The following is a 12948-nucleotide window of genomic DNA, read 5'->3' as shown; positions in this document are numbered from 1 at the left end:
CTAGTACTCCCTGCCTTCCAGTACGGCGCGGACCCAGTCGTCCGCCTTCTCCAGGCGGGCGATGTCATCCGCCCAGGTGTTCTCGTCATCGGTATCCCGCGGAGCGGGCCACGAACCCAGGAATACCAGGTCCTCGGCCTGCATGTGCAGGGCGCGGAGGGCCTCGCGGACGGGGAGATCCTCGATGTGACCGATGAAATCGAGGTGGAAACGGTAGGTGCCGAAGGTCTTGCGTGTGGGGCGGGACTCGATGCGCGCCAGATCCACCCCACGCAGGGCGAATTCATTGAGGGCGCGCACCAGGCTGCCGGGGACATTGGGCAGCGCGAAGACGACGGCGGTGTGGTCATGGCCGGTGCGGGGTGGCGGGGAGATGCGTTTGCGCACGGCCACAAAACGGGTGCGGGCGCCACGGATGTCAGCCACATCGTCGACAAGCCTGCTCAGGCCGAACAGGTCGGCGGCGCGCTCGGGAGCGGCGGCGGCGTCGGCACCGTGTTCGGCGACGAGCTGCGCGGCGGCGGCGTTGGACGACGCGGAGACGAAACGTGCGTCCGGGACGGTGGCGGCCATCCAGTTCTTGATCTGCTGGTGGGCGACCGGGTGGGTGGCCAGGGTGCGGATGTCGGCGAGCACGGTGCCGGGGCGCGCCATGATGGTGAAGGAGACCTCGATGGCTTCCTCAGCGAAGATCTGCACGTCGGAGCCCTGATCCAGGGCATCGTAGGTGGGGGTGACAAAACCGTCGACGAAGTTCTCGATGGCCACCACGGCGAAATCCGCGGTTCCCTCGCGCACGGCATCAACGGCCTGCTGGGGGGAGTTCACCGGCAGCTGGGTGATCTCACCGTCGCCGAACTCCCCGCGCTGCGCCAGGCGGAGCAGGGCGGCTTCGGTGAAGGTTCCTGCAGGTCCCAGATAGGACACGACGGTGGGTTTAGTGGCTTCGCTGCTCATGGTTACTCAGCTTAACCCGTGTTCACTACTGTGGTTGTTCATGTCCGTTGCCACACTTTCCGCGTGCCTATCCACCATGACCCCGGCTGAACATGGTTTCGCCTGGTTCGATCCGGAGGTGACCGTCGGCCACGGGCGGGGGCCACTGCGCGGCATGGTGATCCCGGCGAAGGATCTGCACCATGTGGCTGGCATGCCCACTGCCTTCGGGTCCGCCGGGCGACAGGTGCAGGCCACGGAGACGGACCCGTTTCTGCAGGCTCTCATTGACCGGGGCGCGATCATCGCGGGTAAAACCCAGACCAGCGAGCTTGGTCTGAGCGCCTACTGCGAACCCGTCGGGATGCCCGCGCCCGACAATCCCCTCCTGCCCGGCCACACCACGGGCGGGTCCTCCGGGGGTGCGGCGGTGGCGGTGGCACGGATGCTTGTCGACGCCGCCCACGCCTCCGACGGTGGCGGTTCCATCCGGGTTCCGGCCGCCGCGTGCCAGGTGGTGGGTTTCAAACCCGCCCATGATTCCCGCGGTGGCATGCCCGCAACGCAGGGGTTCATCACCCGGGACATCACCACCCAGGCGCGGTTGCATGCCCTCACCCCAGTGGTGCGCCCCTTGCGCATCGGTGTGCTGCTGGAACCGGTGCATGCGGAGACGACGGTGGATGATCATTTTGTGAACACGGTGGAGGAGGTGGCCCGACGGTTGGAGCAGCTCGGCCACGAGGTGGTGCCGGTTGATCGCCCCTATGGCAGCTGGGCGTTCGAGGCATTTGCTGCGGTGCTGGCGATGCGTTCCTGCTCCATAGAGGATCCCGGCGCGGGTGACACCAGCGCGATCGTCAGGTGGTTGCGCGAGCAGGGCCGGAGCCAGTCGCCGGTTGCGCGTGGCCGGGCGGTGGCGGCCTTCGACTCGGTGGGGGATGCGGTGCGGGAGAGCTGGGATGTGGATGTGGTGCTCAGCCCCACGCTCGCCTTCCCGCCACCACGTCTGGGTCATTTTTCCTCACTGGGACCGGAGGGGGATTTCCTGGAGCAGACCCGGTGGACCCCGTGGGCGACCACCTACAACATGACCGGCGGCGCGGCGATGAGCATGCCGGTGGACGGCGTGGGCATGCACCTGGGTGCGGTGCGCGTGGGCAACGCCGAGATCCTCGGCCTGGGAGGGCAGTTGTTATGACGCATGCGCGCATCCGGGTGGAGATCCTCGTGGTCCTGGCCGTCACCTTCGGCGCGAGTGGCCTACGCTCACTGCTCAGGCTTATCGACGACCTCCTCTCCCCCACCGCCCTCAACGATCAGGCCGTCTCCCTCAACGCCCCGCAGGCCCAGGGCATCTGGCTGGACCTGGCCCTGCAGCTGGTCTCTGCCGGTGTGCTGTTCTCCTGGGGCGGGCTGGCGCTGTATCTGCTCTCAGGTAGTGGGATCCGGATCGGGCGGATCCGGTGGAGTGACCTCGGTTGGGGTGCCGGACTGGCCGCGCTGATCGGCCTCCCCGGTCTGATCTTCTACGCCAGTGCCGTTCACCTGGGACTGTCAAAGCAGGTCATCCCCACCACCCTGGACAGCCCCTGGTGGGAGATACCGATCCTGCTGGTGTGGTCCGGTGCCAATGCCTTCGCCGAGGAGATCGTGGTGGTGTTCTGGCTGCTCACCCGCCTGCGCGGCCTGGGCTGGAGTATGCCCGCGATGATCATCGCCTCCTCCCTACTGCGGGGTTCCTACCACCTGTACCAAGGGGTCTCCGCCGGCTTCGGCAACATCATCATGGGTGTCATCTTCGCCTGGTTCTACCACCGCACCGGCAGGGTGTGGCCCCTGGTGATCGCCCACTTCCTCATTGATGCCGTGGCCTTTGTGGGGTACACCGCCCTGGGTGGGGATCTGAGCTGGCTGGGGTTGTAGAAATTCACGGGCACCAATGCCACTCGACGTGGCATACAGATCCCCAAGTGTTCTACTCTTTCTTAAGACTTTTCCTGGCACCTCAGCAGCACCGGGCATGATAATTCAGTGGAGAAAACCGCCAGTACAGGCGATAAGCGGACGGGGAGAAGGATCCGGGGCGCAGGTCCCGCCTGCTCTCCCCGGTCCTGCTGCTGCTGAGCCTGGCCATCATGGCGTACCCGGTCGTGTCCACGGCGTGGAATGACTACCAGAACGTGGGGATCGCCCGGAAGTACGAGGAGGAGATGGCCAAGGTAGAGACACCGGACATGCTGGTCGATGTCCGCCGCCGGGCCGAGGAGTACAACGCCTACCTCGATATGGCCGGCCACCACTACCGCCAGGAGAACCCGGCCGACCCGGAGTACCAGGACTACCTCTCCCAGTGGTGCGAGCCAGGAAACGCGGGGGCCGCATTTTCGAAATCTCCTGATCCCGCGCACCGGGGACTGTTCCGGCGCTCTTCAAAAATCCGGTGGCACTAGGGCTACTGTATAACCCATGGATTCACGTGGACAGGGCGATTTCGCCCGTGACAGCCAGGGTCGGCCCATCCTCGACCGCTATGGCAGGCCGGTGCGGGCGCGTCGACAAGCAACGCAACGGCCGACCCCGCCACGACGGACTTCCCCGCCGGCGGATTCTACCCGCATCTTCCCGGAACAACCCGGGTCGGCGGCACCCCGCCAGCAATTCCCGCCGGCCGCCCCGCGTCAGCAGTTTCCGCCCCAGCAGTTTCCCCCGCGACCCCAGAACCAACCCGGCCCGCAGGTCTACCAGCACCCGGGCCACGTCGGACACGTTCCGCAGGAACTACCCCAGGTGGTCAATACTCAAGGACCGGCGCAGCGTCGGCGCCGTGGTCTGCCGCGGATCCGCCTGCGCCCGCGGGGATGCCTGGGATCCCTGTTCACCATGTTCGCAGTCATCCTGGTGCTGGTCGGTGCGGTGACCCTGTGGGCCGACTCGCAGCTCAACCGGGTGGATGCCACCCCGGAGGCCCGGGTGTCCAACACCGCTGGGACGAACTGGTTGCTGGTGGGTTCTGATTCGCGTCAGGGCCTGAGCGAGGAGGACATCAATCGTCTGGGCACCGGTGGGGATATCGGTGTGGGACGCACCGACACCATCATGGTGCTGCACCTCCCCCGCAGCGGTGAGCCGACCCTGCTGTCGATCCCGCGTGATTCCTATGTCAACATCCCCGGGTGGGGCATGGACAAGATCAACGCGGCCTTCACCGTCGGCGGCCCGGAACTGTTGGCGCAAACTGTGGAGGAATCCACCGGCCTGCGCGTTGACCACTACGCGGAGATCGGCATGGGTGGGTTGGCCAACATGGTCGATGCCATCGGCGGGGTGGAGATGTGCCCGGCTGACCCCATCCAGGATCCGCTGGCCAACCTGGATATCCAGGCGGGTTGCCAGGAGTTCGACGGGGCGACCGCGCTGGGTTATGTGCGCACCCGCGCCACCGCGATGGGTGATCTGGACCGTGTGGTGCGCCAACGGGAGTTCTTCTCCGCCCTGTTGAGCACCGCCACCTCCCCCGGCACGCTGCTCAATCCCTTCCGTGTCTTCCCGATGATCGGCGACGCCGTGGGCACCTTCACCGTCGGCGAGGGCGATCATGTCTGGCACCTGGGGCGCCTGGCGCTGGCCATGCGTGGCGGCATTCAGAACGAGACCGTCCCCATCGCCACCTTCGCCGATTATGACGTAGGAAATGTTGTCATTTGGGATGATTACGCCGCCGAGGAGCTGTTCAGCTCTCTGCGTTAATACCCTGATCAGCATAAATGCCCTATCCGCCGATTCGGCTCGGAGGATAGGGCATTTTTTGTAATTACCGGTTAGCGGATGGTCACCTGGCGGGACTTGATGTTCTCCAGCTGACGGCGCTCATCCGGGGTGAGCTGCGCATCGTTGCCCAGCTCTCCCGCGATCTTCTCGTCGAGGGCCTTCAGGTCGGCGGCGTAATCGGTGTGGGAACGCTCGGGGTCGAGGTCCCACACCGGGACGGTGATGCCGTGGGTGCGGAAGGCACCGGCGAACTTGGTGTCCTCGCCCAGGATCAGCTCACCGCGTGCGGCGATGCGGGCCAGTGCGTTGAGGAGGGTGTTCTCATCGTCGGTACGTACCCAGCGGATGTGGGCCTTGCCGCCGGGGTTGACCCACCAGGCGGTGCCGGGGATCTCAGCGTCCACGGGATAGGACGGCAGGATGGACTCATTGGCCATCTGCATGTGCTGGGTGACCTCCGGGGAGAGGTCATCGTTGTCAGCAAGCCACCAGTTGAAATCCTGGTGCGGGGTGATGTCGAGGGAGGTCGTTTCGTCGATAAGCTCGGTGAGCGCTGGCTGCGTACCGTCGTGCTTCGCGCTGGTCAGGGACTGGCCGGGGGTGGCGCTGAGCACCCAGTTCAGCGCGAACGCGAGGTCCTTGCCCGGGGTGGTGGAGCGGGTGCCCTGCTGCATGGCGACGAACGCCTCGGCGCCGTGCTCCTCATCGCGGATCAGTGCGGCGACGGCGCCCGGGAGAACGGTACACAGCGTGACCGTGCGGTCGGTGCCCTTGACGGTGATCGGCGTGGTTGCCGACGGAATGAATTCCTGCAGCGCCACGAGCTGCGGCTCCATAGCCAGACCCTCGAAGGGGCGGGGCTCACCCTCCAGGGCGGCGCGCTCGGCGGCGCGTGCGGCCATCTTTGCTTGACGACGGCTCATACCCTCGGGCAGTTGTTCGTTCTTCTTATTCTTCTTTGCCATGGACATCAGCGTACAGGGCGGTGGCAGGTGCATCGCCCAGATACTCCGCAGCTTCACCGGGGAAGTTGGTGGTGAGCATCTCCACACCGCGGTCATACGCCCACTGCCAGTCCTTCTCCTTGTCCACGGTGAACAGATAGGTGGGCAACCCCCGCCGGCCGATGAGCCCGGGGCTCATTTTCGCCCGCTCGATGGACAGGCCAAGACCGGTCGGATTGCCGAGGCGACGGTCCGTCGGGTTGAGCCACCGCTCCCAGGACCGGCGCAGGTGGATGCGGTCGATGCCCGGGGCGAGTGTGGTCATCCAGTGGATGGCGGGCAGGGAGAAGGAGATGAAGTGGATGCGCGGATCCTCGGTGAGGCCGCGGTAGCGCAGGATCTTGACAATCTCCTCCTCCAGCATGATGGAATACCGCATCGGGTGCTTCGACTCGATGTAGACGTGCTTGTCCGGGTAGTCCTCCATGATGTCCAGCAGATTATTGAGGGTGAGCACCTTCTCCGGGGCGTCCTTCGTACCGAAGTTGTACTCCAGCAGCTGCTCCAGGCGCATCGCGGACACCCGGCCGAAACCATCAGAGACCCTGCTGATCACCGGATCATGGACACACACCACCTCCCCGCACCTGGTGAGACGGACATCGGTCTCGACCCCATGGATGGGCAGTTTGAGGGCTGCGCGGAAAGCGGAGGCGGTCAGCTCCGGGTACTGGGAGCACAATCCCCGGTGCGCGATGATCTTCATATTTCACATTCTCCTACGCCGACGGCAATGCGGAAACCTTTTCCCAGTATCCCCGCAGGTGGTGAACTTTGCAGAGCCTTATCGCCACCCACCAATTAAGACCAGATGAATTAACGGGCTACAACTGGTGACCAGTTGGTGGGATGTCAACAAAAGCACTGATTTCCACCCCGGATGTTGGACAGCTGGCTAGAATGAGTCGCACATCACACTTTCATCTGAAGGAGTTCCGATGCATAATGACGATATTGTGCGGCAGCCCATCGACCCCGACGCCGCGGTCATCCTGGACAACCCGGAGATGGTGCTGCCCACCGTCACCGAGCAGACCTTCCCCCGTGCTGCGCGAAGCCATGTCCGCACCAGCCGGGCGGGACCTGGTGAAGGAGCAGGCCGATGCCCTCGGCCTGCAGTGGGAGGACCACACCATCGACGGCCCCCGTGGGCCGATTGAGCTCACCGTGATCCGGCCCGCAGGCACAGTGACGGACGCGCCCCTGTATTACGGTATCCACGGTGGCGGCATGATCCTGGGTGACCGCTTCGCCGGCTTCGGAGGCTACGACGAATTCGCCTGGGTGCAGGAACACAACATGGTGATCGTCACTCCGGAATACCGCCTGGCCCCTGATCACCCGGCACCCGCCGGTGTGGAGGACTGCTACGCCGGTCTGCTGTGGGCGGCATCCCAGGCCAGGGAATGGGGTGTGAACCCGGAGCGGATCATCGTCGGTGGTGGTTCCGGTGGCGGAGGCCTGGCCGCAGGGGTCGCCCTCATGGCGCGCGACAAGGGTGAGATCAGTCTGTTTGCCCAATGCCTGATCTACCCCATGCTCGATGACCGCAACACCACCGTCTCCTCACGGCAGTTCACCGAGGGCTACGGCCACATCTGGCCCCGGGAATCCAATGAATACGCCTGGAATGCGATCCTGGGCGGGGGCACGCCGAACGCGAGGACATCAACCACTACGCTGCCCCTGCGCGCGCCACCGATCTGACCGGTCTGCCCACCACCTACATCGACGTCGGCTCCGCAGAGGTGTTCCGTGATGAGGACATCAAGTTTGCCCTGCGTCTCCTGGAGGCAGGCGTGCAGACCGAACTGCATGTCTGGCGTGGTGGCTTCCACGGTTATGACACCCTGGCACCCGAGTCGGAGGTGGCCCGGGAAACCACCTCCACCCGCAGCAGCTGGATGCGTCGGATACTCAACGGTTGAGGTTAACGGTCAGGCAGTGGGCTACCCGGTGGCCTCCATTCCGGTGGGCGCTGGGTCGGTGGGCCCCTGGTCGAGGCGGAACGGCGGGTACTCATCACGCAGCAGCAGTGTGTAGGTGACCACCCGGTAGGCCCACCTCTCCGTACCCATCACCAGGTCGAAGAGCCCGGGGAGGTAGCGACCGGTGAACAGCAGCGCCACGGCGATGATCAGAATGAGCAGGCCCAGCAGGGACCCGCTGTTACCGGTGAGGAGTGCCACGATGAACAGGTGCGGCAGTGCCAGTAACCACCATTTGACCAGGACAAGGCCCCGGGAAAGCTGCTCGGGATAGACCACATCGAGCGTGGCCGGGTAGTCCACATGCGCCAAGGTGAAGGGGGGATACCGGTCGGTGCCCAGAGCAGCATAACCGTAGAATCCCACCCGCCACTGCCATCTCAGCACGCCGACGCTGAAGGCGAACCACGACCGGGGATAGCGACCGGTGAACAGGATCGCCACCCCGGCCGCGATCGTGGTGATCAGCTGCGCGAACCACAACAACCCCAGGATGAGGTAGTGCGGGATCACCAGCAGCCATTTGATCAGCCACAGACCCCGGGACGGTGTCCCATCCAGGTGGCCGGTGAAGGTCAACGGGTGAACGCGGAGGGTGTCATAGGGTTGCGGGTATGCCGGATCTGCACCCAGGCTGCTACCCCGGCTGCTACCCAGGCTGATGTCCCTACCCAGGCCGGCGGCACCCACCAACAGCAGTGGGATGCCCAGCAGCAGCGCCAACAGTCCCGCGATCCAGACCGCGAGTGTACCGGAATCCAGCAGTTCGGTTCTGGCCCCGACCTGCAGATCCGCCCATACAGGGCGGGAGGCGTCAGTATTCATCACCACCAGGGTCCAGTTCCCCGGTTGCAGATCGAAGGTGATCTCCTGGGTGCCCACACCGGAGGCGGAAACAGCCCAGAAATCCTGGTCAGCGGGAAGCTCCGGGGTCCGGGTACCATCGATCTCCTGTTGTCGAACACCGGTGTCCGAGGACGGGAACCACTCCGGCGGCGCCGACGATGGCTGTCCGGACTGCCAGGAGAGATCCCCCAGGACGGTGTGGGACACCCCGTCGAGATAATCGCCGATATCAGCGGAATCGGCGATCCCGATGAAGATGTCCTGATCGGAGACCACGGAGCTCACCTGCACCCGCGCACTGGCGATCTCACCCGTGGAGGCCAGATCGGAGGACCCGGTGTCCGACGCATCGAACACCAGCGGTGGGGCGAGGATGGCGTGACCGGCGCTCTGGAAATTCTCTTCATAGACAACGGGGTACTGCCCATCGGACTGGGCTGCACCGGCACCGGCGAGTACCGCCCCGCCGATGGTCAGGCCCAGTCCGGCAATGGTGATCAGGACACCCATGACCAGCAGGATCCAGTTCAGGGGTCTCATGCGGGGAGGTGGTTCCCTCGGTGTGGTGGGGGCGGTTGGATAGGTCGGTTGAGAGGTCATGACGCTTCCTTAGGAAAGTGGGAAGACATGAGGTTCTAGGCAGCCCATGGGGTCGGATGCTCTACTCGGTCGCCGGACCCTTCATCGCCTATATTCAGTTTTCCCTGGGGTGGAGAATACGTGTGGTGTGGGAATCAGTCAGGTTCATGTGGTGGCGCGGTGACTACTGGCTATGGACAAACTCCTTGGAGTGACGGCAATGACCGGGGCGGAAGCACGTCCGCTCATATCCAGTATGGGCCACTCTTATTGCTTTGACCAGGAAAAATCTGGTGACAAGCACCCCTTATGCCGCTTATCACAAGGTAGCGGAGGGGCGCTGTTCGTCAACCGTGTTCACCGTCGTATCCCCCGGATGAAAAAGGCCAGAGGCCCTACGAAAGGTATGGCGGTGATCCATACCCAGCCAGCCTTGGGACCCCTGACCTGGACGGGTGGGCGGAACAGCAGATCAGTCCAGGCGGTCACGGCGCGAGAGACCAGGAACGAGACCAGCGCAAGCGCAACGCCCCGTTTGACGGTCTGCGCATCCACCGCGCCACTCTTCCCGGCGCGACCTTGGGCAGGGAACGCGGGGACATCTTCGAGATCACGGTGATCACCCTTGTGTGGGTGGTGCTCCTTATCGTTGGACCACTACTCGCCCTCTGGTTTCGACGTTCCGAGGCCGTGGCGGCATAACCTGTCCCCGGAACGCAACCACTAACTCTGCTGGTCCGGCTCCTCCCAGCTGCGGATACGGCGCAGCAGCATGCGGCTCTTACGCTGGGAGGCACCGAGTTTCCTGCTCATGCGGGACAGCACCTTGATGGCGTCGTTGATGTGTGGGCCCTTGTTGAGCATGACGCATTCGCAGCGCAGCGCCAGGGTGGCGTCGGTGATCTCGGCGCGGGAGGGCAGGCCGTTCTTGGCCATGTTCTCCAGGACCTGGGTGGCGAAGATGGTGGGGATGTGGGCAGCCTCGGCCAGAGCCATGATCAGCTGCGGGACCTCGGCCATGCGGTCGAAGCCGAGTTCCACGGCGAGGTCACCGCGGGCGATCATCACGCCGAAGTTCTCATGCCGCATGCCGGTGAGCATGATGGGCGCGAGGTTCTCATATCCGGGGATGGTCTCAATCTTGAGCACGAGGCCCAGTTCCCGGATCTTGTCGTGCTCGCCGGTCTCCTCCGCGATCTCGGCGAGGGCATCGAGGACATACTCCACATCACCGGTGTCGCGGATGAAGGAGACGTTGACAATGTCGGCGTGCTCGGCCACGAACCGCAGGTGGCGGAGGTCCTCCTCGGTGAGGCTGGGCAGGGGCAGTGCGGAATCGGGCAGGTTGATGCCCTTATAGGCGGCCAGGTTGACACCCTGCGGGCGGGCGCGGGTGACCTCCAGTTCCACCACGTGGTGGCCGTCGTGTTCCTTGCGGTCGATGCAGACGGCGGCGATGGATCCGTCGTCGAAAAGCACCCGGTGACCGACCTTGATGGCCCCGACCGCCTCCGGGAGGGTGCAGCTGATCTTGGGCGTGCGGCCGTGGCCGGCCGAGGGATCGTAGACCACGTCCTCGGAGGTGAGGAACATGCGGTTACCCACCTTGAGGTTGATGCGCTGGTCCACCGGCGGGATGCCGCGGACCGGGGTGCGCTCGTAATCGTGCTGGAGCAGGGTTCCGTTGGCGATGTAGGCGTTCTGGTACCCCTCGGCCAGCACAGCGCCGTCGAAGGTGCGAACGACGGTGAAGGAGCGGCGGGAACCGCGGGTGTCGGTCAGGCCGATGACGCTGCCGGTGGACAATTTCTCGAACCACGCCGGATCCACCTGCACCGCCAGCGCCGGGCGGCCGGGCAGATTCTCCGGAACCGGTGCGGGTTCGGTGCCCTCCTCCGGGATCGGGGTGATCCAGATCTTCGCGGGGGTGAGCACCTTGCCGGTGTCCAGGCGGGTCACACGCGCACGACCGACCTCGGGGCCCGGCGCGATCTCACCGGTGCGCACCTTCGGGCCGCCCAGGTCCATGGCCACGCGGATCTCACGGCCGGCCTCCTCGGCGACGATGTGGACATTGTCGATCATCTGCTTCCACACGGTCTCATCATCGTGCGCGCAGTTGATACGGGCCAGGTCCATGCCGCTCTTGGCGAACCCGCGGACCATCTCCAGGTCGGTGGCGGCCTCGGCGGGCAGGGTCACCATGATGCAGGACGGGGTGCCCTCGATGGGTGCGCCCAGGAGGATCTCGGCGTGCTCGTCGAGGATCTCATCGGCATCGGAGAAGGCATCGGCAACATCGCGACCGGGGTAGATGGGCCCCTCCCCCAGGTAGGCGCCGATGACATTGCGCGCAGATTTCAGGCGCGCCTTCACGCTGGGTTCGGTGGTGGTCAGACGGGTCGACCCGATGGAGGCCAGGGCGCTCTGCAGGCCACGCAGATCCCGGGTGCGCAGATGCAGGTAGTGGAGCAGGTTGATCGCGCCGTTGTAATGCGTCGGCGCCACCTTATCGATCTCCGCCTTATTCGCCTCTGTGACCTGCGCCAGCTCGGTCAGCAGGTCATCGACCTCACGGCGTAGTTCCTGCAGATGATCGTGATCGAACGTACCCATCTGTTGCTCCTTAACCCTCGGACCGCTAATAGTCCCATTGTGCCCCCGCAGCGGTGATCCCGCGCGCCACACAATGCTTATCGACGAAAACCCCCGCCCCCTATTCCCCCGCCGGGAAGATCTCATCCTTAATCGCACGCAGCGTCTGCGCAGAATGCTTGAAGCGGCTCATCTCACGATCGGAGATCTCCAGCTCCACCACGCGGTGGATGCCACTGCGGTCGATGATGGCGGGGGTGCCGATGTAGATGTCCTCCTCGCCGTACTGTCCCTCCAGGTAGGCGCTGACCGGCAGGGCGACATCCTGGTTGTTGAGGATCGCCCGGGTGATGCGCGCCAGGCCCATGCCGATACCGTAGGACGTCGAGCCCTTGGCATCGATGATCCGGTACGCGGCATCACGGGTGTCCTCGAAGATCTTCTCCAGGCGCGGCTCCAGCTCGGGATCCTTTTCCAGCATCTTGCGCATGGACACACCCGCGATCGTGGCGGAGGAGAGAACAGGCAGCTCGGTATCACCGTGCTCACCGATGATGTAGGCGTGGATCGACTTCGGCGAGACATCATAGAGCTCACCGAGCATGTACCGGAAGCGCGCGGTATCCAGGACGGTGCCGGACCCGATCACACGGCTGTGGTCCAGGCCGGAGAATTTCCACACCGCGTAGGTGAGGATGTCCACGGGGTTGGTGGCCACCAGGAACAGACCATCGAAACCATTGGCCATGACCTCATCCACGATGGCGTGCATGATCTTCACATTCTTGTCCACCAGCTGCAGACGGGTCTCACCCGGCTTCTGGGCGGCACCGGCGCAGATGACCACCATGGCAGCGTCCTCGCAGTCGGCGTAGGTCCCCTTCCTCACCTTGGTGCGCTTGCCGGCCCACACCACGCCATGGCTCAAGTCCATGACATTGCCTTCAAGTTTCTTCTCATCGATGTCAATGATGCACAGCTCATCCGCGATACCCTGGTTGACCAGCGCATACGCATAGGCGACCCCCACATCGCCCGCCCCGATCAAAACCACCCGGTTGCCCACAAAACGCATGTTGTCCATCCTCATTCCCGTGTTGAGCCCAGGCTGCCAGAGAGATGGTGCGTGTCCGTGGCGTGCCCAGGAACTGTGTCTACCTTTTTAATTATGCCCGATTCTGTCCGGAAAAGCTGTCTGACCAGACACGAAAGACATGGTCGCCCTGCGG

Annotated in this window: 12 protein-coding genes; 6 read left to right on the top strand and 6 right to left on the bottom strand. The window is 64.4% G+C overall.

Annotation, left to right across the window (positions count from 1 at the left end; translation table 11 throughout):
* The gene (pheA, locus tag H9627_RS12645; protein ID WP_191734394.1) at window positions 1-957 is read right to left on the bottom strand and encodes a prephenate dehydratase; all 957 of its coding nucleotides are present in this window, start codon (window positions 955-957) and stop codon (window positions 1-3) included.
* A gap of 40 nt (window positions 958-997) precedes the next feature.
* Between pheA and H9627_RS12640 the strand changes: the two genes are divergently transcribed.
* From H9627_RS12640 to H9627_RS12625, 4 genes are all read left to right on the top strand, one after another.
* Complete coding sequence (locus H9627_RS12640) at window positions 998-2137, top strand: amidase family protein (RefSeq protein ID WP_191734393.1); 1140 nt, start codon at window positions 998-1000, stop codon at window positions 2135-2137.
* On the top strand, window positions 2134-2862 hold the full coding sequence (locus H9627_RS12635) for a CPBP family intramembrane glutamic endopeptidase (RefSeq protein ID WP_191734392.1): 729 nt from the start codon (window positions 2134-2136) through the stop codon (window positions 2860-2862). The genes H9627_RS12640 and H9627_RS12635 overlap by 4 nt, the downstream gene beginning before the upstream one ends.
* 212 nt (window positions 2863-3074) lie before the next feature.
* Complete coding sequence (locus H9627_RS12630) at window positions 3075-3389, top strand: hypothetical protein (RefSeq protein WP_191734391.1); 315 nt, start codon at window positions 3075-3077, stop codon at window positions 3387-3389.
* Window positions 3390-3405: 16 nt separating this feature from the next.
* Window positions 3406-4686, top strand: a complete 1281-nt coding sequence (locus H9627_RS12625) for an LCP family protein (RefSeq protein WP_191734390.1) — start codon at window positions 3406-3408, stop codon at window positions 4684-4686.
* Between the two features lie 71 nt (window positions 4687-4757).
* Here H9627_RS12625 and H9627_RS12620 read toward each other — a convergent pair whose 3' ends face one another.
* On the bottom strand, window positions 4758-5672 hold the full coding sequence (locus H9627_RS12620) for a DUF5926 family protein (RefSeq protein WP_191734389.1): 915 nt from the start codon (window positions 5670-5672) through the stop codon (window positions 4758-4760).
* Window positions 5656-6417 (bottom strand): glycerophosphodiester phosphodiesterase family protein, encoded by a 762-nt coding sequence (locus tag H9627_RS12615; RefSeq protein ID WP_191734388.1) that lies wholly within the window; start codon window positions 6415-6417, stop codon window positions 5656-5658. The genes H9627_RS12620 and H9627_RS12615 overlap by 17 nt, the downstream gene beginning before the upstream one ends.
* A 338-nt stretch (window positions 6418-6755) precedes the next feature.
* Between H9627_RS12615 and H9627_RS12610 the strand changes: the two genes are divergently transcribed.
* Complete coding sequence (locus H9627_RS12610; RefSeq protein WP_318247796.1) at window positions 6756-7418, top strand: alpha/beta hydrolase fold domain-containing protein; 663 nt, start codon at window positions 6756-6758, stop codon at window positions 7416-7418.
* A gap of 41 nt (window positions 7419-7459) precedes the next feature.
* On the top strand, window positions 7460-7639 hold the full coding sequence (locus tag H9627_RS14405) for an alpha/beta hydrolase (RefSeq protein ID WP_404826215.1): 180 nt from the start codon (window positions 7460-7462) through the stop codon (window positions 7637-7639).
* Between the two features lie 21 nt (window positions 7640-7660).
* Here H9627_RS14405 and H9627_RS12605 read toward each other — a convergent pair whose 3' ends face one another.
* From H9627_RS12605 to H9627_RS12595, 3 genes are all read right to left on the bottom strand, one after another.
* The gene (locus H9627_RS12605; RefSeq protein ID WP_191734387.1) at window positions 7661-9085 is read right to left on the bottom strand and encodes a DUF4389 domain-containing protein; all 1425 of its coding nucleotides are present in this window, start codon (window positions 9083-9085) and stop codon (window positions 7661-7663) included.
* Window positions 9086-9847: 762 nt separating this feature from the next.
* Window positions 9848-11740 (bottom strand): pyruvate kinase, encoded by a 1893-nt coding sequence (locus H9627_RS12600; protein WP_191734386.1) that lies wholly within the window; start codon window positions 11738-11740, stop codon window positions 9848-9850.
* Between the two features lie 100 nt (window positions 11741-11840).
* Window positions 11841-12794 (bottom strand): L-lactate dehydrogenase, encoded by a 954-nt coding sequence (locus tag H9627_RS12595; RefSeq protein WP_404826214.1) that lies wholly within the window; start codon window positions 12792-12794, stop codon window positions 11841-11843.
* Between the last annotated feature and the right edge of the window lie 154 nt (window positions 12795-12948).

The sequence above is a fragment of the Corynebacterium gallinarum genome, from assembly GCF_014837045.1.
Taxonomy (GTDB): domain Bacteria; phylum Actinomycetota; class Actinomycetes; order Mycobacteriales; family Mycobacteriaceae; genus Corynebacterium; species Corynebacterium gallinarum.
This window is presented reverse-complemented; position numbering and strand designations above follow the sequence as displayed.